This window comes from Nocardioides sp. Kera G14, from assembly GCF_020715565.1.
Lineage (GTDB): Bacteria > Actinomycetota > Actinomycetes > Propionibacteriales > Nocardioidaceae > Nocardioides.
In genome coordinates this window covers 3,168,591-3,189,720 of sequence record NZ_CP085839.1, presented here as the reverse complement: position 1 = coordinate 3,189,720, position 21,130 = coordinate 3,168,591, and the positions used below count along the sequence as shown (strand labels likewise).

The 21,130-nt window shown below is 70.1% G+C and carries 21 protein-coding genes; 6 read left to right on the top strand and 15 right to left on the bottom strand.

The features are described 5' to 3' along the window. Nucleotides 1-4: 4 nt before the first annotated feature. The 4 genes from LH076_RS15605 to LH076_RS15590 are packed head-to-tail and all read left to right on the top strand — an operon-like array spanning nucleotide 5 to nucleotide 3,481. Nucleotides 5-874, top strand: coding sequence for a methylenetetrahydrofolate reductase (locus LH076_RS15605; RefSeq protein ID WP_227781676.1), 870 nt, complete (start codon nucleotides 5-7; stop codon nucleotides 872-874). Continuing rightward, on the top strand, nucleotides 871-1,725 hold the full coding sequence (gene purU, locus LH076_RS15600) for a formyltetrahydrofolate deformylase (protein ID WP_227781675.1): 855 nt from the start codon (nucleotides 871-873) through the stop codon (nucleotides 1,723-1,725). The genes LH076_RS15605 and purU overlap by 4 nt, the downstream gene beginning before the upstream one ends. A gap of 10 nt (nucleotides 1,726-1,735) precedes the next feature. Then, nucleotides 1,736-2,590: a bifunctional 5,10-methylenetetrahydrofolate dehydrogenase/5,10-methenyltetrahydrofolate cyclohydrolase gene (locus tag LH076_RS15595; protein WP_227781674.1), complete on the top strand. Its 855-nt coding sequence runs from the start codon at nucleotides 1,736-1,738 to the stop codon at nucleotides 2,588-2,590. A gap of 57 nt (nucleotides 2,591-2,647) precedes the next feature. Continuing rightward, on the top strand, nucleotides 2,648-3,481 hold the full coding sequence (locus LH076_RS15590) for an alpha/beta hydrolase family protein (protein WP_227781673.1): 834 nt from the start codon (nucleotides 2,648-2,650) through the stop codon (nucleotides 3,479-3,481). On the opposite strand, the gene LH076_RS15585 is transcribed toward LH076_RS15590, so the two are convergent. The 10 genes from LH076_RS15585 to LH076_RS15540 all read right to left on the bottom strand — a co-directional run bounded on the left by LH076_RS15585 (nucleotide 3,400) and on the right by LH076_RS15540 (nucleotide 13,200). Beyond that, on the bottom strand, nucleotides 3,400-3,852 hold the full coding sequence (locus LH076_RS15585; RefSeq protein WP_227781672.1) for a MarR family winged helix-turn-helix transcriptional regulator: 453 nt from the start codon (nucleotides 3,850-3,852) through the stop codon (nucleotides 3,400-3,402). The genes LH076_RS15590 and LH076_RS15585 overlap by 82 nt on opposite strands. Before the next feature lie 38 nt (nucleotides 3,853-3,890). After that, nucleotides 3,891-5,021, bottom strand: a complete 1,131-nt coding sequence (locus tag LH076_RS15580) for an FAD-dependent oxidoreductase (protein ID WP_227781671.1) — start codon at nucleotides 5,019-5,021, stop codon at nucleotides 3,891-3,893. Nucleotides 5,022-5,128: 107 nt separating this feature from the next. Then, on the bottom strand, nucleotides 5,129-5,893 hold the full coding sequence (locus LH076_RS15575) for an IclR family transcriptional regulator (protein WP_227781670.1): 765 nt from the start codon (nucleotides 5,891-5,893) through the stop codon (nucleotides 5,129-5,131). Nucleotides 5,894-5,896: 3 nt separating this feature from the next. Next, nucleotides 5,897-7,657 carry an FAD-dependent monooxygenase gene (locus LH076_RS15570; protein WP_227781669.1) on the bottom strand — a complete coding sequence of 587 codons (1,761 nt, stop codon included), beginning with the start codon at nucleotides 7,655-7,657 and terminating at the stop codon, nucleotides 5,897-5,899. A 4-nt stretch (nucleotides 7,658-7,661) separates the two neighbouring features. Beyond that, nucleotides 7,662-8,468, bottom strand: a complete 807-nt coding sequence (locus LH076_RS15565; RefSeq protein ID WP_227781668.1) for a siderophore-interacting protein — start codon at nucleotides 8,466-8,468, stop codon at nucleotides 7,662-7,664. An 11-nt stretch (nucleotides 8,469-8,479) separates the two neighbouring features. Next, entirely contained in the window at nucleotides 8,480-10,213 is a 1,734-nt protein-coding gene (locus LH076_RS15560) for an FAD-dependent oxidoreductase (protein ID WP_227781667.1), read from the bottom strand. Nucleotides 10,214-10,228: 15 nt separating this feature from the next. Further along, complete coding sequence (locus LH076_RS15555; protein ID WP_227781666.1) at nucleotides 10,229-11,038, bottom strand: HpcH/HpaI aldolase family protein; 810 nt, start codon at nucleotides 11,036-11,038, stop codon at nucleotides 10,229-10,231. Next, complete coding sequence (gene hpaH / locus LH076_RS15550) at nucleotides 11,023-11,808, bottom strand: 2-oxo-hept-4-ene-1,7-dioate hydratase (protein WP_227781665.1); 786 nt, start codon at nucleotides 11,806-11,808, stop codon at nucleotides 11,023-11,025. Before hpaH ends, LH076_RS15555 begins: the two co-directional genes overlap by 16 nt. Beyond that, complete coding sequence (locus LH076_RS15545) at nucleotides 11,795-12,511, bottom strand: GntR family transcriptional regulator (RefSeq protein WP_227781664.1); 717 nt, start codon at nucleotides 12,509-12,511, stop codon at nucleotides 11,795-11,797. The genes hpaH and LH076_RS15545 overlap by 14 nt, the downstream gene beginning before the upstream one ends. After that, nucleotides 12,508-13,200, bottom strand: coding sequence for a ribonuclease activity regulator RraA (locus LH076_RS15540; RefSeq protein WP_227781663.1), 693 nt, complete (start codon nucleotides 13,198-13,200; stop codon nucleotides 12,508-12,510). The genes LH076_RS15545 and LH076_RS15540 overlap by 4 nt, the downstream gene beginning before the upstream one ends. Before the next feature lie 119 nt (nucleotides 13,201-13,319). Between LH076_RS15540 and LH076_RS15535 the strand changes: the two genes are divergently transcribed. After that, the gene (locus tag LH076_RS15535) at nucleotides 13,320-13,982 is read left to right on the top strand and encodes a GntR family transcriptional regulator (RefSeq protein ID WP_227781662.1); all 663 of its coding nucleotides are present in this window, start codon (nucleotides 13,320-13,322) and stop codon (nucleotides 13,980-13,982) included. Here the strand turns inward: LH076_RS15535 and LH076_RS15530 are convergent. The 5 genes from LH076_RS15530 to LH076_RS15510 are packed head-to-tail and all read right to left on the bottom strand — an operon-like array spanning nucleotide 13,973 to nucleotide 20,235. Continuing rightward, complete coding sequence (locus tag LH076_RS15530) at nucleotides 13,973-15,262, bottom strand: DUF3500 domain-containing protein (protein WP_227781661.1); 1,290 nt, start codon at nucleotides 15,260-15,262, stop codon at nucleotides 13,973-13,975. The two genes, LH076_RS15535 and LH076_RS15530, sit on opposite strands and share 10 nt — an antisense overlap. Then, nucleotides 15,262-16,308 (bottom strand): amidohydrolase family protein, encoded by a 1,047-nt coding sequence (locus tag LH076_RS15525; protein WP_227781660.1) that lies wholly within the window; start codon nucleotides 16,306-16,308, stop codon nucleotides 15,262-15,264. Before LH076_RS15525 ends, LH076_RS15530 begins: the two co-directional genes overlap by 1 nt. 45 nt (nucleotides 16,309-16,353) lie before the next feature. Continuing rightward, a complete protein-coding gene (locus tag LH076_RS15520; RefSeq protein ID WP_227781659.1) occupies nucleotides 16,354-17,964 on the bottom strand; it encodes a sugar ABC transporter ATP-binding protein in 1,611 nt (536 codons plus the stop codon). Continuing rightward, nucleotides 17,961-19,148, bottom strand: a complete 1,188-nt coding sequence (locus LH076_RS15515; protein ID WP_227781658.1) for a sugar ABC transporter substrate-binding protein — start codon at nucleotides 19,146-19,148, stop codon at nucleotides 17,961-17,963. Before LH076_RS15515 ends, LH076_RS15520 begins: the two co-directional genes overlap by 4 nt. A 52-nt stretch (nucleotides 19,149-19,200) precedes the next feature. Continuing rightward, complete coding sequence (locus tag LH076_RS15510; RefSeq protein WP_227781657.1) at nucleotides 19,201-20,235, bottom strand: ABC transporter permease; 1,035 nt, start codon at nucleotides 20,233-20,235, stop codon at nucleotides 19,201-19,203. A gap of 150 nt (nucleotides 20,236-20,385) precedes the next feature. Here LH076_RS15510 and LH076_RS15505 point away from each other — a divergent pair, with 150 nt between their 5' ends. Continuing rightward, a complete protein-coding gene (locus LH076_RS15505; protein ID WP_227781656.1) occupies nucleotides 20,386-21,126 on the top strand; it encodes a dienelactone hydrolase family protein in 741 nt (246 codons plus the stop codon). Nucleotides 21,127-21,130 lie beyond the last annotated feature (4 nt).

Genomic DNA, 21,130 nt, shown 5'->3' with positions numbered 1-21,130 from the left:
CCGCGTGAAGTCCACCCAGACGGCCACCACCGAGGCGGTGTGCACGCTTCTCGCCGACTTCTCCCTGGAGATGACCGGCAAGGACGTCGACCACCTCCGTGAGGCGGCGCCCTCGATCCCGCAGGGCACTCGGATCAACGTCACCTATCTCGAGCACGAGGACCTGGACACGCGCCTCGTCGCGGCGCGGACTGCACGGGACCTCGGGTTCGTCCCGGTCCCGCACGTCTCAGCCCGTCGTCTCGCGTCGGTCTCGCAGTTGGAGGAGTTCCTCGCCGGCCTCGAGAGCGTCGGCGCGAACGACAGCATCTTCGTCGTCGCCGGCGACCCGTCGGTCTCGCACGGACCGTTCAACGACTCACTCGACGTGATCCGCAGCGGCGCCCTCGCGAGCCACGGCGTGCGCCACATCAGCGTCGCGGGCTACCCGGAAGGTCACCCCGAGATCACCGCGGACGTGCTGTGGTCCTCCCTCGAGGCGAAGGCCGCGGCCCTGCGCGAGGCACAGATCCCGGGCGACGTCATCACGCAGTTCGGTTTCGACGTCGACGCCGTCCTGGAGTGGATCGCCGAAGCTCGTCGACGCGGTGTCGAGATGCCCATCCGTGTCGGTGTGCCCGGGCCTGCCGGCGTACGACGACTGCTGCGCTACGCGACCCGGTTCGGCATCGGGACGAGTGCCGGGATCGCCAAGAAGTACGGGCTCTCCATCACGAACCTGATGGGCACGGCCGGCCCCGACCGCTTCATCCATGCGCTGGCCGAGCAGCTCCGTCCGGAGGTGCACGGTGAGGTGAAGCTGCACTTCTACACGTTCGGTGGCCTCCAGGCCACCTCGGCGTGGATCGACGAGTTCAAGGAGAACCTGCAGTGAACCATGCCTCCCTGATCGTCAAGGGACGCGACCGCACGGGCATCGTGGCCACGGTCGCCAACGTACTGAGCAAGCGGGACGCCAACATCATCTCGCTCGACCAGTACTCCGACGACCCCGAAGGCGGAACCTTCTTCCAACGGACCGTCTTCGGGGTCGAGCACCTCGCGGCAGTGCTTCCTGACATCGAGGCCGACCTGACGGAGGCACTGCGCGCCGGCTTCGAGCTCGAGTTCGCACTGCGCGACATGTCGGTGCGCAAGCGTGTGGCGATCTTCGCCTCCAAGTCGGACCACTGTCTCCTGGACCTCCTCTGGCGCCACCGCCGCGGTGAGCTGCCGATCGACGTGGCGATGGTGATCTCCAACCACACCGACACGGCCGAGGAGGTCCGGTCCTTCGGGATCCCGTTCTTCCACGTGCCTTCCTCCGGGCCGGACAAGTCCGCCGCCGAGGCGGAACACCTCCGACTCCTGAAGGGCAACGTCGACTTCATCGTGCTGGCCCGGTACATGCAGATCATCTCGGGCAGCTTCATCACCGAGGTCGGCGTCCCGATCATCAACATCCACCACTCCTTCCTGCCCGCCTTCATCGGGGCCGGACCGTACGCGAAGGCCAAGGAGCGGGGCGTGAAGCTGATCGGAGCCACGGCTCACTACGTCACCGAGGACCTCGACGAGGGCCCGATCATCGAGCAGGACGTCGTCCGGGTGACCCACGCCGACACGGCCGCCGACCTGCAGCGGCGCGGCGCGGACGTCGAGCGGGCCGTGCTCTCGCGTGCCGTGGCCTGGCACAGCGAGGACCGCGTCGTACGTCACCAGAACCACACCATCGTCTTCGCGTGAGGAGGCCGTTGTGACCAGGAGGATCGACGGAACGGCGGTGGCTCGCCGCATCCGTGCGGAGGTCGCCTCGGAGGTGGCTCGCCTCCATCCCGACCCGTCCACGGCGCCCGGGCTGGCCACCATCCTCGTCGGAGACGATCCGGCCAGCGCCGTCTACGTGGCCGCGAAGCGGAAGGCGGTGCGTGAGGCGGGCATGCAGGACCTGCATGTCTCGCTTCCTGCCGAGGCGACGCAGGCGGAGGTCGCCGGGGTCATCGACCGCCTGGCTCAGGATCCGGTGGTCTCCGGCATCCTGCTGCAGCTTCCGCTGCCGGCGGGACTGGAGAGCGGTGCCCTGATCAATCGGATCCCGCCGAGCAAGGACGTGGACGGGCTGACGACGGCGAGCGCCGGCCTGCTCGCCCGGGACCAGCCGGGGCTGCGACCCTGCACCCCGGCGGGAGTGATCGAGCTCCTCGACTCCGAGGGCGTCACCATCGAGGGCGCCAAGGCGTGTGTGGTCGGCCGTTCCGACCTCGTCGGGCGACCGATGGGGCAGATGCTCCTCAACCGCGACGCGACGGTCACCGTCGCGCACAAGGAGACCCGTGACCTGATCTCGGCGACCCGGGAGGCCGACATCCTCGTGGTCGCCACGGGAGTGCAGGGACTGATCGGGCGGGAGCACGTCAAGCCGGGTGCCACGGTCATCGACGTCGGGATCCATCGCACGCCGACCGGGCTCACCGGCGACGTGAGGGCCGAGGAGCTGGAGGGCTTCGCGAAGTGCCTCACGCCGGTGCCCGGCGGGGTCGGGCCCATGACCATCGCCATGCTGATGGTCAACACACTGCGGGCAGCGCAGTGGGCGGTGGCAGTTCCGTAGGTTCGACCACGCAGAACAGGGCGACCGCGGGGGCACTCGCACGTCATAATCGCGGCCGTGAGCACCACGTCCGAGCGGATCCGCTTCGCCAGTTCGACCGGCCCGTCGCTGGCCGGGATCATCGACCTTCCCCAGGGCGAGGTCCGTGGATGGGGCGTCTTCGCACACGGCTTCACGTTGGGCAAGGACTGCCCGGCCGCCTCGCGGATCTCTCGGCAGCTGGCGGCCGAGGGGATCGGCATGCTGCGCTTCGACAACCTGGGGTTGGGCGACTCCGAGGGCGACTGGGGTGATGGTTCCTTCACGGTGAAGGTGGCGGACACCCTGCGCGCCATCGATGCCATGACGGAGCGCGGCACGACCGCCGATCTCGTCGTCGGGCACTCGTGGGGCGGGGCGGCGGCGATCGCGGCCGCGAGCGTCCACCCGACCGTGCGGGCCGTGGCCAGCATCGCGGCGCCCAGCGACCCGAGTCACGTCGAGCACCACTACGACGCGCTCGTCTCCCGGGTGCTGGCCGAGGGTGACGCCGAGTGGCTGATCGGCGGTAAGGCGCTCACCCTCAAGCGCGACTTCGTCGAGGACGTACGCCGTGCCCATCTGCTCGACCGCGTGGCTGCTCTGGGCCGACCCCTGCTGGTCATGCACTCCCCGACCGACGACACCGTCGGCGTCGACAACGCCGCTGACATCTTCAACGCGGCGCGGCATCCGCGCAGCTTCGTCTCCCTGGAGGGTTCCGACCATCTGCTGACGCTGCCCGGTCGGGCACAGCGCGCGGCACGGATCATCAGCGCCTGGGCCGACCCCTACCTCGGCAGCTCGTCGCTGCCGCGCAGGGCGGCGTACAGGGCCGTCAGCGCCTCCTCGGCGGCGCCGAGCGTGCGCTGATGCTTCTCGCTCAGTGAGGAGAGGGCGGCCTCGATCGGCTCCGACCAGCCGGCGGTGATCGCCTCGTGCTCGGAGCGTCCGAGGTCGGTCGCACGCACGTGGGTGATCCGCCGGTCGGTCGGGCTCGACTCCTTGGTGACCAGGCCCTGCGCGCAGAGCGTCGCAACCGCCCGGCTGACGTTGGGCTGTCGCAGCCCCAACGCCTGGGCGAGCTCGCCGACCGTGGCGCCGGGGTTCTCGACGACCTGCTTGAGCAACGCCACCTCGGTCGTGGGGATCGGGCCGACGCCCGCGCGCTCGGGGGCCCGTCGGTGGATGGTCCACCCGAGCTCGCGCAGGACGTCGGCGAGATCGCGTCGTGGTTCGCTCACCGGCGAATCGTAGCGACGCACGATCCCGGCATGGCTCGTCAGAGCGGCTGCGCCATCACCTCGAGGACGTGCTCGGTGGCCGCGACGTTGTCGTAGCCCGGCTTGCGTCCCATCTCCCACTCGGCGATGTCGAGCGAGGTGTCGACGACGAGTTTGCAGCGCTCGAAGCGGCGGTCGGTGTACTCGGCGAAGGCGTCCTCGAGGTTGTCGTGCTTCGAGAGTGAGTCGGCGAGCACGACGCCGTCCTCGATCGCCTGCGCGGCGCCCTGGCCGAGGTGCGGGGTGATGGCGTGGACGGCGTCGCCCATCAGGACGATCCTGCCCTTGTGCCACGGGGCGTCGACGATGAGGGACTCCTCGGGGCGCAGCACGATGTCGCACTCGTCGGTGATGAACTCGTCGCGGATCGTACCCATGAAGCCGCCGAACGGGGCGAGGTACTCGCGGAGCTTCTCCGCGCTGTCCATGCCGGAGTCGGGAGCCTGCTTCTCCATCTGCGCGTTGTAGAAGAGGTAGGCGAGGTCCTTGCCGATCGGCACGAGACCGGCCATGCCGGCCGGACTGGCCTGCAGGATGATCGAGTCGATCTCCGGCAGGAGCGGGATGTTGACCCGGTACGCCGACTGGCCGATGTAGTAGGGCGCGACCTCGCCCTCCACGACGTACTCACGGGTCTTGGAGTAGACGCCGTCGGCACCGACGACGAGGTCGTAGCGGCCGGTGCTGCCGTCGGTGAACGTGACGTCGACGCCGTCACCGTCGTCCTTGAGCTCGGTGAAGGTCGTCGCGTAGCGGATGGTGACGCCGGCCTCGAGGGCGTGACGGGTCAGGATCTCGTGGAGCTTCGGGCGGGTGAGGCCGTTCATCGGGGGGAGGTCGACACCGGGGACCGGGGTGCCGGGCATCTCCTTGATGAAGTGACCGTCGGTGGAGTAGAGGCCGCCCCACCGCTTGGCCGCATAGCCCTCGGCGATGCAGTCCTGGGCACAGCCGATGATGTCGAGCGCGCGGAGCGCGTTCATCGGCTGGATGATGCCGACGCCGAAGACCGACGAGTGCACATCGGACTGGCGCTCGACGACGGTGGTGTCGATGCCCTTCTGCTGGAATGCGAGGGCGGCGGAGAGACCGCCGATGCCGCCGCCGACGACGAGCGCGCTGCTGACCATGGGTGAACCTCTTTCAGAGTCTGGGAACGGGAGTGAGCCCCGTCACAGAGAAGATATGCGGTGATATATATCACCGTCAATAGGTTCGTGTACGAAATCGGATGTGATCACTGGGCGGGGCGGAGGTCCGCCTCGAGCGCGCCCGCAGTGCGGTGAAGGACGGAGACCAGCGCGGGCACCCGCTCGACCCGGAAGCGACTCGTCGGGAGCGAGATCGAGACGCCCCCGACGAGCAGGCCGTCGGCGGAGCGCACCGGCACGCCGACGCAGGAGACGCCCTGCGCGCTGAGCCCGTGACCGATCGCGAAGCCCCGGTCGCGGACGCGGAGCAGCTCGCGGCGCAGCCGCGGGAAGTCCGGCTGCACCTCGGGCTCGGCCGAGAAGCCGTCGACATAGTCGGCGAGCTTCTCGGCCGGGAGCGAGGCGAGGGCGAAGAGGCCGGCGCAGGCCCGGTGCGCCGGCACGACACGGCCCTCGTGCGACTCGATCCGCGGCGTTCGCGAGCACTCCGCCGACGCGACGAAACGCGTGCGCAGTCCCGTCGCCACCGCCAGGTGCGCCGACTCGCCGACCGCCCCCGCGAGCACCGTGAGGTGTGGCCGCGAGAGCTCGCGCAGGGCGGCGTGCGGCTCGGCCGGCTCGGCGCCCGTGAGGGCCGAGCCCGCACGGTAGGCACGCGCCTCGTCCTGCCTCGCGAAGTTGCGGTAGACGAGCATCCGGAGCAGGCGATGGGCCGTCGATCGGGCCACCCCCAGCTCGTGTGCCGCAGCCGTCACCGTGACCGGATCGCCGGCCTGGAGCAGGACGATCAGCCGCAGCGCGTGGTCGACGCTGGCGATGGCATAGGCCGGTCGGCGTACGTCGTCGAGCACGGCTCAGCCTTCGGGGGACCGTCGGCCGAGGGCGGTCTCGACAGCCCGGCGCAGCGTGGTCTCGGGGTCGTCCGCGAGACTCGCCGCCCGGAAGGCGGTGTAGCGGTCGGGACGCACGAGCAGGCAGCCGTCCGCCGACGTCCCGCGGAGCTGCGCCCAGTCGCCGTACGGGTCCTCGACCTCGAGGCCCGGGCCGATGGCGACGCAGTCGAGGTCGACGCCGAGGTCGGCCGCGACCTTGCCTGCGGCCTCGAGCCACCGCTCGCCGCCGATCCCGGTCAGCAGGGTGAAGCGGCCGCGGCCGACGACGTCGTGCGAGGAGAGCAGCTCCCGGCCGCGGGTGAGCCATGCGTGCGGGAGGGGCGAGCCCGGGACGGACGAGGGCGTGTAGGAGAGCGCCTCGTCGGGCTCGGTGGGAAACGCTGAGCCGTCACTCACGATGGTCGCGGAGACGTAGCGCTGGCCGAGTTCGACGCCGAGGGCGTTGAAGTTCTCGTCCTGCAGCACCAGCGCCTCGGCCAGGGCCGCGCGGCGGGCGGCGCCGTCGGGTCCGGCCGAGAAACGCGAGGCGAGTGCGGCCTCGGCCTCGTCGACCGCCTGTCCCGGCCGCAGGCCGATCGCACCCGGGATCGCCATCAGGGCGGCGAACGAGGCGTTGGCCCGCTCGACGATCTGACGGGCGACGGGAGCGCGTTCGTCGGTGTAGGAGCCGAGCAGCGTCTCGCGGTCCGTGCCGGCCTCGTCGTCGAGGAGCAGCTGCAGCTTCCACGCCAGGTTGAAGGCGTCCTGGACGCAGGTGTTGGCGCCGAGCCCGCCGGCCGGGGGATGGCGGTGGGCGGCGTTGCCCGCGATCACGACGCGGCCGCGGTGCATCAGCGGGGCGAAGACCTGGTTGACCGTCCAGGTCGAGGCGCCGATCAGCCGCAGCTCGAGGGAGTCGTCGCCGACGTACCTCCGGGCGAGGCGGGTGGCCTCGGCCTCGCTGCGGTCGAGCTCGCCGGCCTCGGGGTCGTAGGGGATCGACATGACCCACTCGTGCCAGGGCCGGACGTTGACGAAGACGGCGTTGTCGACCATCGGGCCACCCGGACGGAAGACGACGTAGAGGGCGCCGGGGCGGTGCTCGGCGTACGCCGTGAGGTCGGCCTCGATCCAGTAGTTGACCATGTGGCCGAGCCCGCTCGCGCCCTCGACCTCGAAGCCGAGCTCGCGGCAGACGACCGAGTTGTCCCCGTCGGCGCCGACGGCGTAGCGGGAGACGACCTCGACCTCCTCGCCGGTGATCCGGTCGCGGCACTGCGAGACGACCCGGTCGCCGTCGTCGCGCATGGAGACGAGCTCGAGGTTGAAGATCACCTCACCGCCGAACTCCCGGACGGCGTCGGCCAGGATCGGCTCGAGCACTTGCTGCGGGATGTTCGTCGGCACACAGGGGCTGGCGGCGGCGTAGTCGGAGAGCCGGTCGGCGCCGGCTCCCCAGCCGCGCCGGCGGGCGATCTCCGGGCCGGCGAAGCTCTCCATCCAGACGACCTGTCCCATGAGGGACGCCGGCATCGCGGCGTCGGCCACGCGCTGCTCGAGGCCGAGGTCGCGGAAGACCTCCATCGTGCGCTGGTTGATGATGTGGGCGCGCGGCGAGTTCGCCAGGCCGGCGTAGCGGGTGATGGCCGCGACCGTCGCACCGCTACGGGCGAGGAGGGCGGCGGTCGAGAGCCCGGTCGGGCCGGCGCCGACGACGAAGACGTCGAGTTCCAGGGTGCGCATCGGCTCAGTCCTCTCCGTAGTCGTGGTCGGGGTGGTTGGCCGCGCCGATGCGCCAGTAACCGCGGGTGGTCACGTGGTCGCGCGGGAGGCCGAGCTCCCCGAGCGCGTGGGCGCGGATCCGGCGTACGGCGGCCGCCTCGCAGCCCGCCCAGAGGTGGGTGCCGGGGGAGACGTCGGCGGAGGTGACGGCCTCGAGGAGCGTCTCGCCGGGCGTCTGGCCCTCGGCGCGGACGTGCCAGGTCACGGTGGCTCCCGCATGGTCCGGCAGGGTGATCTGGTCGTCGGCGCTGTCGACCTCGAGGTGGATCTCGGCCGTGGCGTCGGAGGGGAGTGCCTCGATCAGCGTCGCGACGGCCGGGACGGCGCTGGTGTCGCCTGCGATCCACCACTGCGTGGCGTCGGGCTCGATGCTGAAGCGACCACCGGGGCCGCCGATCGCGGCACGGTCACCGACCGTGGCCCGGGCCGCCCACTGCGCGGCGGGGCCGTCACCGTGGAGGACGAACCACACCTCGATCGTCTTCGACTCGGGATCGAAACGGCGCGGCGTGTAGGTGCGCATCGTCGGGCGGCCGTCAGGCCACTCGACCATGCCGTCCGCACCGGCGACGCCGACCCGCATGCTGCCGTCGGCCTCCGGCAGGAAGACCTTGAGGTGGCCGGTCGGCACCGGCTCGGCGAAGGTCGCCAGCGACTCCCCGCCGAACGTGATCGCGAGCAGGTTCGGGGTCAGCCGACGCGTGGCGACGACCTCCACCTGACGGGGCGGGGGCCGACGCGGGCCGCCGGGGCGACGAGGGGTCTCGGTCATGGTCTTCTCCGTCATCGGGTGGGTCGGTCGAGGATCGTGGCGAGTACGTCGCCCAAGGTGCGTGCCGGGTCGTCCGGCAGCCCGCGGCTGCGCCAGGCGACGTGCTGGTCCGGCCGGACGAGGAGGCAGCCGTCCTCCTCGATCTCCGAGAGTCGGGCGAAGTCGCCATAGAGGTCGGCGACGTCGGCGCCGGGCCCGATCCGGACCGCCTCGATCGGAATGCCCAGCTCTGCGGCGACCGCGGTCGCGGCGTCGGCCCACGCCGCTCCCCGGACGCGCGTGAGCAGCGTGAACCGCTCGGGCGAGGTGAGGTCGAGGGTCGAGACCGTACGACGTGCGGAGCCGACCCAGCAGTGCGGGAGACGGGCGCCGGGGGTGCTCGTCTGCTGGGCGACCAGCTCGGGATCACGGTCGAAGGTGAACGGCGTGCCGTCGCCGACGATCGCGGAGGAGGCGTAGCGCTGGTTCATCTCCACGCCGTGTGCCTCGAAGATGTAGGCCTTCTCGGCCAGCACGGTCGCGAGGGCCTCACGACGCTTCTCGCCCTCCTCGCTCGGCTCGGAGAGCAGCCCGTAGGCCGCCTCGCGCTCGGCCACCGGCGCGGTCGGGTCGAGCCCGAGCGCGGGCAGCAGGTCGCGGCCCTGGTGCCAGCTGGTGATGGCACGGTCGACGATCTGCTCGCCGACCGGGCGACGCTCGGCGGTGTAGGAGTCGAGCAGGCCCGTTCCGGCCCTGCCCTGGAGGACGTAGGCCAGCTTCCACGCGAGGTTGTAGGCGTCTTGGATGCACGTGTTCGCGCCGAGGCCGTTCATCGGAGGGTGGCGGTGGACGGCGTCGCCGGCGAGGAGGACCCGGCCGACGGCGTACGTGTCGGCGACGACGTGGTTGACCCGCCAGGGGAAGAGGCCCGTGATGGTGACGTCGATGGAGTCGTCACCGATCAGTCGGCGGACCTCGACCAGGGCCTCCTCGGCGGTCAGCTTGGAGTTCGCCTCACCGAGGTGGACGAAGCCCGCGATCCAGTCGTGCCACGGCTGCACCATCCGCACCATGCCGTGGCCGAGCCGGTCGGGACGGTCGGGCTGGATCACCTCGAAGAGCGAGCCCGGCCGGTGGGCGACCAGGCCGGACAGGTCGGCGGTGAACCGGACGTTCATCGCGTTGCCGACCCCGGCCTTGCCGGTGAAGGTCACGCCGACCGCCTCGGCGACCGGGCTCTGGCCGCCGTCGGCGCCGACGACGTACGACGCGCGAAGCGTCTCGGTGCGACCGGTGAGCTGGTCGAGCACCTCGACCGCGACACCGTCGTCGTCCTGGGTGAGGTCGAGGAACGTCGTCTGGAACCGGATCCGCGCGCCCAGACGGGCCGCTTCGCCGATGAGGATCGGCTCGAGCCGGTCCTGCGGGAGGTCGCAGCCGACGCCGGGGCTGGAGGTGAGGTAGTCGCCCATCCGTCCGGGGTCGTTGCCCCACGACCAGACCCGCCCGAACTCCTCGCCGGCCAGCGAGGTGCACAACACCTGGTTGGCCATGGACCCGAGCGGGGAGGCCTGTGCGCGGCACTGCGCCTCGAGCCCGACGGCGCGCAGCACCTCCATGGTGCGCTGGTTGGTGATGTGGGCCCGCGGTGAGTCGGCCGCCCACGTGGCCCGGCTGACCAGCGTCACCGAGAGGCCGTGGCGGGCGAGGAGCAGCGCGGTCGCGGCGCCGGTCGGCCCGCTCCCGACCACGAGGACGTCATTCATACGGAGTCCTCCTTCTCAGTAGCCGGCGCGGCCGGCGTCGTCGACGCCGACCCATCGGGCGGCCAGTCCCTCGGTACCGCGCGCGAGCATCGCGACGTCGGCGGCGACGAGGATGAAGTCCGCACCGGAGGCGAGGTAGTCCTCGGCGGCGGTCGGGTCGAAGGCGTTGACGCCGACCGGCTTCCCGGCGGCCTTGACCGCGGCGAAGGCACGCTTCACCGAGGAGACGACGTCGGGGTGCGTCTGCTGGCCGATCAGGCCCATCGACGCGGCGAGGTCCGAGGGGCCGACGAAGACGCCGTCGACGCCGTCGACCGCGGCGATCTCGGCGGCGTTCTCGACACCGGTGGCCGACTCGATCTGCACGAAGAGCGAGACGTACTCGCCCGCATTCGTGAGGTAGTCGTCGATCCGGTTCCACCGGGCCGAGCGCGCGAGCGCGGAGCCGACCCCGCGGATCCCATCCGGCGGATAGCGGACCGAGCGGACGGCGGCCTCGGCCTGCTCGGCGGTGTCGATCATCGGCATCAGGATGTTCTGTGCACCGAGGTCGAGGACCTGCTTGATCATCACCGGTAGGTAGCCGGGCACCCGCACCACCGGGGTGATCGGATAGGCCGCCACCGCCTGGAGCTGGGCGAGCACCGACTCGAAGTGGATCGGCGCGTGCTCCATGTCGATCAGCAGCCAGTCCAGGCCGCTGCCGGCGCAGATCTCGGCGACGACGGGACTTCCGCTGCAGACCCACATCCCGGCGAGCGGGCGGCCCTGGCGTCCGGCGTCGCCGAGGCGATGACGCAGTGTCGGAGTCACTGGAACCGGCATGAGATCGTCCCCATCGGTCCGAAGTCGCAGAGCACCGAGTCACCGCGCTCGACCCACATCGGGCGGGTGAACGACCCGGCGAGGATCACCTCGCCGGCCTCGAGCCGGTCACCGTGCTGGTGGAGCTTGTTGGCCAGCCAGGCGACGCCGGTCGCCGGGTGGTTGAGTACGCCGGCGGCGACTCCGGTCTCCTCGATCGTCTCGTTGCGGTAGAGCAGCGCCGAGATCCACCGGACATCGACCGCGTCGGGCGGCGTCGGATTCCCGCCGAGCACCAGGCCGCCGTACGCGGCGTTGTCGGCGATCGTGTCGACGATGGTGCGACCCTCAAGCTCGAGGTGGGAGTTGAGGATCTCCAGCGCCGGCACGACGTACTCGGTGGCACGCAGGACGTCGAAGACCGAGCAGTGCGGGCCCTCCAGCGTGGACTTGAGCACGAAAGCGAGCTCGACCTCGATCCTGACGTTCGAGAAGTTGTGATGAGGCACCACAGCGCCGTTCTCCCACACCGTGTCGTCGAACATCACGCCGTAGTCCGGCTCGGTGATTCCCGTGGAGGCCTGCATCGCCTTGGACGTGAGCCCGATCTTGCGACCGATCAGGCGTCGGCCCGCTTTGAGCTGCTGGTCACGCCACGCCCGCTGGATCGCGTAGGAGTCCTCGACCGTCGCCTCGGGGTGGCGCGCGGTGATCCGCGGGATCACCGTCCGCGTCCGGTCGGCCTCGGCCAGCTCGGCCGCGAGGCTGTCGAGAGTCTCAGGGGGCAACATGAAGGGCTCCTTCGGGACGCGCAGGCGGCGCGTCGTGGGTGGTGAGGAATGCGGACAGCGAACCGGTCCGGTGTCGGCGTACGGCCTGCTCGATCTCGTCGGCGGAGGCACCGCCCTCGATCAGGCCGAGCATCGCGTCGTGCTCGGCGACCGACTCGGGTGCGCGACCCGGCACGAACGTCGAGACCGAGTCGCGCAGATGGCCCAGCCGGGCCCACTCGCCCTCGACGATCTCGAGCAGTCGCGGGTTGGGGCACCGGGAGTAGAGGATGTGGTGGAACTCCTGGTTGAGGCTGCTGAACAGCCGTGCGTCGAGGTGGTCCACGCGCTCGCGCATCAGGTCGTTGATCTCGTGGGCGCGGCGCAGGTCCTCGGCGGTGAGGTGGGCGGCCGACAGTGCGGTCGCCGCGCTCTCCACGACGCTGATCGCCTGCATGGCGTGCTGGTACTGCGCCGGATCGACCATCGTGACGCGGGCGCCGACGTTGCGTTCGAACGTCACGAGCCCCTCGGCGGTCAGCTCGCGGATGGCCTCGCGCACCGGGACGACGCTCATCGAGAGCTCGGCGGCGAGCGAGGTGAGGACGAGGCGGTAGCCGGGCCCGTAGGCACCGCTGGTGATCCGCTCCCGGATCCAGGCGTGGGCGCGGCGGGACTTGCTGATCTCGACCGGCTCGCCGTGGGCAGGCTCGGCGAGGCTCATGGCGTCGACTGTTCGGCGTCGTACTTCGCGCGCCACTCGGCGTTCATGGGGAAGAGTCCCTGGATCGGGTGGCCCTCCGCCACACGTGCGGCGATCCAGCCGTCCTCGTCCTCCTGCGCGAGGGCGTCGTCAGCGACCTCCTCGGCCAGCGCCGGAGGGATCACGATGACGCCGTCGGCATCACCGACAAGGATGTCGCCGGGCTGCACGGTCGCGCCGCCGCAGGCGATGGCGAGGTCCGCGTCCCAGGGGACGTGCTTGCGGCCGAGGACGGCGGGGTGGGCGCCGGCGCTGAAGACGGGGATGCCGACCGCGGCGACAGCCTCGGCGTCACGGACCCCGCCGTCGGTGACGATCGCGGCAGCCCCGCGGGCGTGGGCACGGATCGCGAGTACGTCGCCCAGCGTGGCCGAGCCCTTCTCTCCCCGGGCCTCGATCACGAGCACCTCGCCCTCCTCGACGGCGTCGAAGGTGCGCTTCTGGGCGTTGTAGCCACCGCCGTACTCCGTGAAGAGGTCTTCACGCAGGGGGAGGAAGCGCAGTGTCCTGGCGGTTCCCACGAAGCTCTGGCCGGGGGCCAGGGGGCGGACGCCGTCGATGAAGACGCCCTCGAGCCCACGCTTGCGCAACTGGGCCGAGAGTCCGGCCACGGGCGCCGTCGTCAGCTTCTCGCGGAGAGCGGGATTCATTGGGGGTTCCTTCCGATGATTCGTATACGAAGTCAGATATGTGATGGCACAAGGATTTGTGCGCGGTGCTGCCGTACGATGTGGCCTTCACACGACCGGCGTACACGCGAGGGGGTTCGATGCCGAGCAAGGCCGACCAGGCGTTCGAGATCCTCAAGGCGCGGATCATGGACGGCACCTACGGTCCCGGCCACCGCCTCGTGATCGACCAGCTGGTCCGGGAGCACGGCATCAGCTCCGTGCCCTGGCGGGAGTCCCTGCGCCGGCTGGAGGCAGAAGGCTGGATCGAGATGGTGCCCAACGTCGGCGCGCTCGTCCGCACCTTCGACACCGACGCTTGGCAGCGCGGCCTGAGCCTCGTGGCGCGCTTGGGTGGCTACGCCACGGCCCTCTCCGCGCCGAACCTCACGCCGGTGGACATCGAGGGCGCCCGCGCCCTCAACCGCCAGATGGCCGAGGCACTCTCGGCGTTCGACCCGGCCCGGTTCGGTCGGCTCAACCGCGAGTTCCACCAGGTGCTCGCCTCGCGGTGCGGCGACAGCCGCCTCGCGGACATGGTCGAGAACGAGTGGGCGCGGCTCGAGCTGATCCGCAAGGCGGCCTTCTGGTACGCCCCCGGCCGCGCGCAGGCCGCCCTCGCCGAGCACGACGGCATCCTCGAGCTGATCGAGTCCGGCGCCTCGCCCGAGGCGATCGAGGCCGCGACCAAGCAGCACGAGCTCAACACCGTCGAGGCCGTCACGAAGTACGAGGCCCAGCTCGCGGCCGAAGGTCACCACTGAGCGATCAACGCCTTGCCGTAGTCGTTGCCGTTCGGGTGGCGCAGCGTCGTGTGGACGTGGAAGCGCGCCGGCAGCCGGTTGCTGAGCCAGACACCCGCGTGGTGGTCCAGTTCCGCGATGATCACGGGGCTCTGGATCCGGAAGTAGAACGGCTGGCTGCCGTCAGTGGCGCCGTACCAGCTGAACCAGGTGTCGGAGAGCTGGGCGTCGTACTCGGCGAGCGTGAGCGCCCGCTGCTCCTCGGTCAACAGCAGGAGGAAGTCCTCGGCGATCCGGCGGACCAGCTGCTGCTGGGCGTCGTCGAGCTCGGCGACGCGGATGCCCTCATAGGGCACGACGCGGTTGTCCCGGAAGGCACCCGCCACGTGCCGCTCATCGGCCGGGTGGAGCCGGCCCTCGGGCATCGCCGGGTCGAGCACGGAGTCGAAGACGACCGCTTGGGCGCGCTGCGCCTCGGTCCACGACGAGGCCAGCTCGAGGGCGACCTGCTCGCGGGCGGCGAAGAGCGGCGGGTGGGCGCCGTCGTCGGTGAGGGCCGGCTCGCCGCCGATGAAGACGGGGGCGATCACGTGGCGACCGCCGACGGAGACGAAGTTCAGGGCCACGTGATGACCGAAGAGCTGCCAGCCCCACGGCTCCAGCGGATCGGGCGTGCCGAACAGGGAGAACCAGTAGCTGCGGTCGTTCATCACCGTCGGAAGGTCGCAGAGCTTGCCGAGGTAACCGTTGAGGGCCATCGCCTCGGTGACGCGGTCGAAGCCCTCCGTGCTGAGGCTGGCGCGCAGGATCTCGAGGATGGCGTCGACCTTGTTGTCGGTCAGCACCTCCATTCGCAGGCCGACGCGGTAGACCTCGAACTCCGGGTTGCTCCACGCGCGCCACTGGGGGGCGTCGATCGGGTGGCAGAGCTCGTCGGTCTCACCCGGCGTCAGCAGTGAGACGAGCTGCTCCGCGGCTCGCGCCGGGCCGTCGTACGACGTCGGCTCGGTCGGGAGCGAGTAGAGACCCTCGAGCACCACACCGTCCGAGGTCAGGCCGACGAACGGCTCTCGGTAGAGGCCGTCCCAGTAGGAGAGCAGGTCGCGCAGGAACGGCGCCTGGTATCGGTCCTGCGCGAACTCCTCGTAGGTCATCCCACGGACGTCGGCCAGCTTCGGGTCGTCGGTCGGGTAGAGATGATCGCGGTAGGAGTCGTCGGCAAGCTCGACCGCCTCCTCCCGGCCCGCGGTGCGGGCCGTGGAGAAGAAGCCGTCGATGTCCTCGTCAGGTGCGGTGCTCATCAGATCGGAAGGTTGAACATCTTCTTGGCGTTGCCGTAGAGCACGGCCTCGCGGTCGGCGTCGCTGATCTCGAGCTCGTTCTTCACGAACTCGACGCCCTGGCTCATCCACGAGCGGAAGACTGGGAACGAGGAGCCGAACATGTAGTGGTCGGCACCGTTGATCTTCAGCGCGGCCTCGACCTGGACCTTGCCCCACGAGTGCGGGTGGGTGAGGTCGAAGAAGATGTTGTTCTCGAGGTACTGCTTGATCTTGTCGCCGCCGGTCGTCGACAGGCGCTGCATCGCCTCGCCGGCCTTGGGGGCGTGCGGGGTGAGGAGGGCGGTGGCCGCGAACCAGTTGCCGCCGAGCATGGTGTGGGTGAACTTCAGGTCGGGGAACTCGTCGAACATGCCGCTGAAGACCTCGCGGCCGACGGCGATGCCCTGGTCGATGATGCGGCCGTACTCACGACGGAAGTTCTGGTAGTCGATGACCGACTTCCACTCCACCGGCAGCGGCGTGTGGTGGACGATGACCGGGACCTTCTTGTCGTTCAGCACCTTGAGGTAGGGCTTGAAGACGTCGTCGTCGAGGTAGAGCTCGCCGTAGTGGCACGCGAGCTGGACGCCGACGGCGCCGTTGTCGAGGCAGCGCTCGAGCTCGTAGATGTTCTCCTTGCCGCCCCACGGCGGGACGCAGGCCGTGGAGAAGAGGCGGCCGTTGGACTCGGCGACGATCTTGGCGGCGTTGTCATTGACCTCCTGGCAGGTCTCGAGGCCGAGCCACTCCTGCCAGACCGGCACGCGCATGACGCCGTAGTCGACGCCGGCGTCGTCCATCGCCTTGAGCTTGGCCTCGGTGGAGTAGTCACCCTCGACGTAGTTGAGGTTCGGGTAGCCCTTCGGCTTCTCGAGGACGAGCTGCTTCTTGCCGTCCTCCATCGTGATGACGCTGGCGATCTCGCCGAAGCCGCGGGGAGCGCTGTTGAGGAAGCCGTTGAGGATCTTCTCGTTGGTGAAGAGGTCCTCGGGCAGGTGGTGGATGTTGATGTCGACGACAGTCATCGGAATCTCTCGTGTGTAGGGAGGTCAGGTGTGGTCATGCCATGGTCATGCAGTGGGCTGGCGCTGGCGGAGCTTGGTGCGCTCGCCGCCGGTGTAGATCGCGTCGACGATCTCCTTCGGGGTGATGTCCCCGGTGAGCTCGCGCTCGACGACGCCGTTGTTGAACACGAGCACGCGGTCACACAGCAGTGCGAGCTCGTTCTCGTCGGATCCGGCCACCAGGACGGCCCGACCCTGGGCGGCGGCCTCGCGGACCGCCTCGACGATGGTCTTGCGGGCACCGACGTCGACCGCCTGGGTCGGCTCGTGCAGCACCAACAGCGTCGGGTCGGTCGCCAGCCACTTGGCCAGAAGCACCTTCTGCTGGTTGCCGCCGCTCATGTTCTGTACGACGGCGTGCGGCCACGGCGGACGTACGTCGAGCCGGCCGATCCAGTCGGCGGCGAGCGCCTTCTCAGCGCCGGACTTCAGCGGCCGCACCTTCCCGGAGCTGGACACGGAGCAGGTCTGCGGGAAGGAGATGTTCTCCGTCACCGTCATGTCGCCCACCAGTCCCGCGGACTCACGGCCCTCGGGCACCAGCGCGATGCCGCTGCTGATCGCCTTCGCGGGGGAGAGGTCCTTGAGCGGCACGGTCCGGTCGGGCAGCGTGACGGTCCCACCCTGGGCGCGGCTGACACCGCTGATCAGGTAGGGGACGTCGTCGTGGCCCGAGCCGCTGAGACCGGTGAGCCCGACGACCTCACCCGGACGCACGCTGAGGGAGAGGTCGCGGACCTCGAGGCCCTTCAGGGAGTCGACGACGACCGGCGCGGCGCCCGTGTCGGCGGAGGCCGGCGTACGGTGCTCCAGGCCCTCGACCTCGCGGCCGAGCATGAGGTGGGCGAGCTCGGACTTGGTCATCCCCTCCACCTCCTTGCCGGCCACGACGATCTCGCCGTCGCGCAGCACCGTCACCCGGTCGGCCGCCTCGACGACCTCCTCGAGGCGGTGGGTGATGAGGAGGGCCGCGGTGCCCGTGGAGACGATCTTGTCGAGCAGGCCGAAGAAGCGCTCGAGCGACTCACGCCCGAGGGCACGGGTCGACTCGTCGAAGATGATGAGGCCGCCGCCCTCGGTCAGGTCCTGGACGGCGCGGGCGATGGCGACGACCGCCTTCTCGTCCTCGCGCAGGTCCTTGACCTTGAGGTCGAGCGGGATCTGCCGCGGGCCGAGGCGCTCGAAGACGGCTCGCGTCGCGGCGGCCTCGGCCTTCCAGTCGATCCGGCGCAGGAATCGGGAGCCCGTGAGCCGGCCGAGCCGGGTGTTCTCCAGGACGGTGGAGTCCTGGACCAGGCCCAGGCTCTGGTGGACGACCGCGACGCCGGCCGCGCGGGCCTCGTCGGGCCGGATCGGCAGCTGGAGGTCGACGCCGTCGACCGTGACACGGCTGCCGGCGTCGGGGCGGTAGAGACCGGTGAGGATCTTCGCGAGCGTCGACTTGCCGGACCCGTTCTGCCCGATCAGGGCATGAATCTCACCGGGGCGCACGTCCATCGAGACGTTGCGCAGGACCCGGGCGCTGCCGAAGGTCATGTTGATGCCCTCGACCGCGAGCCGGGGGCCCGGCGGGAGGCTTGCGCCTCCCGCCGGGACCCGGTTGTGGAGCTCGCTCACGCGACGCCCCAAAGCTTCGCGAAGTCGTCCGTGAAGGTGGTCGGACCGAACCACTCACCGGAGTCCTGAGCGGCCTCGGTCACCTTGGTGTCACCCAAGGTGTCCTTGGTGAAGAGGCGGACCGGGATGGTGTAGTCCGGGACGGCCGAGCCGGCGGTGAGGCGGGCGACAGCGTCCAGGTAGACCCAGCCCTGGTAGGTCGAGGCCTGACCGGCGGTGGCGACGAGGGTGCCGGCCTCGACAGCCTTGACGCTCGCGATGCCCGCGGCGCCGTCGAGGACCTTGATCCCGGTGCGGGAGGCCTGCTGGATCGCCGTCTGGGTCGGCTGGAGGAACTGCTCGTACTGCGACTGGACGTAGGTGATGTTCGGGTCCTTGAGCAGGGCCGAGCTGGTCGACGGCACGACGAGGTTGAAGTTGGCCGACGAGACGTTGTTGGTGGCGACCTTGCAGTCGGGGCACTCGTCGTCGAAGATCTGCTGGCCCTCCTTGACCCACGCGAGCGGCGACGGGCCGTCGGTGTCGGCGTTGATCAGCAGGTTCGCCTTGCCGTCGGAGTCCGCGATGACGAACCGGGCCAGAGCCTTCTCCATGTCGCCACCGGCTTCGGGGCCGACGTACGCGAGCGTCTTGCTGGCCGGGTGGGCCTCGTCGGGGATGTTGTTGCCCACGATGACCGGGATGCCGGCCTTCTGTGCGGCATCGAGGCCGTTGGCGGCGAGGCCATACGGGATCGCGTCCACGATGATGGCGGCGGCCTTCGCCGACGTGGCCTGGCCGACGCAGGCGCCGATGTCGGTCGGCGTGCCCTTGCCGTCACACACCTGGACCTTGGCACCCACCTTGGCCGCTGCCGCGGTCAGGCCCTTCGCGGTGATGGAGAACTGCGGCGCCTGCTGACTGATCGGGATGTAGTAGATCGTCTTGCCGGACAGGGCCTTGGCGTCCACGGCGTCGGTCGGGACGGGGTAGGCGTCCAGCGGCTTCGTCAGGTCGGCCAGCGCGTCGGAGCCGGTCGAGGTGTCGGTGCTCGACGAGGCGGCCGCCGTCGTCGAGGAGTCGGAGCCGGCGTCGTCGGAGCTGCTGCCGCAGGCGGACAGCGCGACGCCCGAGAGGGCGAGACCGGTGGCGAAGGCCCAGTTGCGCATGCGCTTCCAGGCGACAGGGGTGGTGGTGCTGGTCATCGTTGACTCTTTCTGTGGGCGGTGTTCTGAGGTGGAGTGCTGCGGGGACATGTCAGTGCGCCTTTCTGTTGAGCAGGGTCGACAGCGTCACCGCGACGACGAGTACGCCGCCGTAGAAGACGTTGGAGACCCACGCCGTGGCGCCGAGGAGCTGGAGTCCGAGCACTCCGGTGGCGAGGAAGTAGACGGCGATCAGGGTGCCGAGCGGGTTGAACCGTCCGGGCTGGAGGATCGCGGTGCCGAGGAACGTCGCCGCGAAGATGGGCAGCAGGTAGCTCTGCGAGACGTTGGGGTCGAAGCCTCCGGTGGCGGCGGCGGACAGGACGCCACCGATGCCGGCCAGCAGTCCGCCGGTCGTGAACGCGCCCCAGCGGACCCGGGTCACGCGCACACCGGCGAGCCGGCTGACCTCGCGGTTCTCGCCGACGAAGCGCATGTTGCGGCCCAGCGGCGTGAAGTGCAGGAGGTAGGCGAACCCGAGCATCAGTGCCAGGCCGTAGAAGAAGCTGACCGGAAGGCCGAGCACCGGTTGTGAGGCGATCTTCTGGAAGTCCGGGGCGAGGCCGCTCACGGGCATCAGGTTGGTGAGGTAGAGCGCGAAGCCCAACAGCAGGGTGCTCATGCCGAGGGTGACGACGATGGTGTTGACCCCCATCTTCACGACCAACCACCCGTTGACGAAGCCGACGAACGCGGCGAGCGCGAGGGCCACGAGCGACGCGACCCAGACGTTCCACCCGTGGTTGACGTTCATCACCGCGACGAAGACCGCGGAGAGGCCGAAGTTCGAGGCACCGGACATGTCGACGAACTCGCCGACGACGATCGTGCACAGCAGCGAGGCAGTCAGGAAGACGAGCGCGGACTGGCTTCCGAAGATCACCTTGAAGCTGCCGGAGGTCATGAACGTGTCCGGGCGAAGAGCCGAGAACAGGACGGCGAGGGCGATCCAGACGCCGATGACGGCGAAGCGCGACAGGAACCACACCGCGTCGCGACGGGGGCGGCTGGGGCGGGGGGCGTCGGGCGTGCTCCCCGAGCCGCTGGTGGCGGCGTCGACCGGCGCGAGGGAGACAGCTTCGGACATGAGAAAGGACTCCTGAAGGGTTGTGACTGGGGTCACTCGATGGGATCGTGTACGAAACGATATACGCTTTTCGATGTGACGCAAGTCCCAAAATCTAAGCTGTCAAATCATGCTTGAAATCGTACACGATCCTGATCTAGGCTCCTCGGCATGCTGATCCGCGACCTCCCCTACGCCTACGACGGCACCCCGATGCTCGGGTGTGTCGTGGCTCCGGACGCCTCGGATCCCTCTGCCGACGACGTACGTCGGGCGGGAGTGCTCCTCATCCACGACGCCTTCGGGATCAGCGACGAGATGCGCGACAAGGCCCAGCGCCTCGCCGACCTCGGTCACCCGGTCCTCCTCGCCGACGTGTGGGGCGAGCGGCTGCTCCCGCACGGCAACGACGAGATCGGTCCGCTCATCGGGGGGATGGTGGCCGATCGCCCGACCTGGCTCGGTCGCCTGCACGCGGCGTTGGCGGCGCTCGCCGGCGAGCCGGAGTTCGCCGGGCGACCGCTGGCGCTGCTGGGTTACTGCTTCGGTGGCTCCTCGGCACTCGAGCTGCTCCGCACCGGCACCCGGGTCGACGGCGTGATCGCCATCCACGCCGGACTCGACCTGCTCGAGGACGACTGGTCGGCGCCGGGATCGGCACAGGTGCTGATCTGCACCGGTGCCGACGACCCGATGGCCACCGGTGAGCAGCGGGGCGCGCTCCATCGCAGCCTCGACGCCGCCGGCCTGGACTGGGAGCTCCAGATCTACAGCGGCACGACGCACGCCTTCACCAGCCCCAAGGCGGCCGACTCACCCGTGCCGCACCTCTTCAAGTACCACCCCCGCAGCGCAGCCCGCGCGTGGGACGCAACTGTCCGCTTCCTCGCGGATCTCACCGAGAACAGGTAACTCC

What these genes read in the sequence shown, in the direction of transcription:
- LH076_RS15580 (WP_227781671.1), bottom strand. Translation starts at nt 5,021, where the DNA reads ATGGTCAGCAGCGCGCTCGTCGTCGGCGGCGGCATCGGCGGTCTCTCC.
- LH076_RS15570 (WP_227781669.1), bottom strand. Translation starts at nt 7,657, where the DNA reads ATGCGCACCCTGGAACTCGACGTCTTCGTCGTCGGCGCCGGCCCGACC.
- LH076_RS15565 (WP_227781668.1), bottom strand. Translation starts at nt 8,468, where the DNA reads ATGACCGAGACCCCTCGTCGCCCCGGCGGCCCGCGTCGGCCCCCGCCC.
- LH076_RS15560 (WP_227781667.1), bottom strand. Translation starts at nt 10,213, where the DNA reads ATGAATGACGTCCTCGTGGTCGGGAGCGGGCCGACCGGCGCCGCGACC.
- LH076_RS15555 (WP_227781666.1), bottom strand. Translation starts at nt 11,038, where the DNA reads ATGCCGGTTCCAGTGACTCCGACACTGCGTCATCGCCTCGGCGACGCC.
- hpaH (WP_227781665.1), bottom strand. Translation starts at nt 11,808, where the DNA reads ATGTTGCCCCCTGAGACTCTCGACAGCCTCGCGGCCGAGCTGGCCGAG.
- LH076_RS15545 (WP_227781664.1), bottom strand. Translation starts at nt 12,511, where the DNA reads ATGAGCCTCGCCGAGCCTGCCCACGGCGAGCCGGTCGAGATCAGCAAG.
- LH076_RS15540 (WP_227781663.1), bottom strand. Translation starts at nt 13,200, where the DNA reads ATGAATCCCGCTCTCCGCGAGAAGCTGACGACGGCGCCCGTGGCCGGA.
- LH076_RS15535 (WP_227781662.1), top strand. Translation starts at nt 13,320, where the DNA reads ATGCCGAGCAAGGCCGACCAGGCGTTCGAGATCCTCAAGGCGCGGATC.
- LH076_RS15530 (WP_227781661.1), bottom strand. Translation starts at nt 15,262, where the DNA reads ATGAGCACCGCACCTGACGAGGACATCGACGGCTTCTTCTCCACGGCC.
- LH076_RS15525 (WP_227781660.1), bottom strand. Translation starts at nt 16,308, where the DNA reads ATGACTGTCGTCGACATCAACATCCACCACCTGCCCGAGGACCTCTTC.
- LH076_RS15515 (WP_227781658.1), bottom strand. Translation starts at nt 19,148, where the DNA reads ATGACCAGCACCACCACCCCTGTCGCCTGGAAGCGCATGCGCAACTGG.
- LH076_RS15510 (WP_227781657.1), bottom strand. Translation starts at nt 20,235, where the DNA reads ATGTCCGAAGCTGTCTCCCTCGCGCCGGTCGACGCCGCCACCAGCGGC.
- LH076_RS15505 (WP_227781656.1), top strand. Translation starts at nt 20,386, where the DNA reads ATGCTGATCCGCGACCTCCCCTACGCCTACGACGGCACCCCGATGCTC.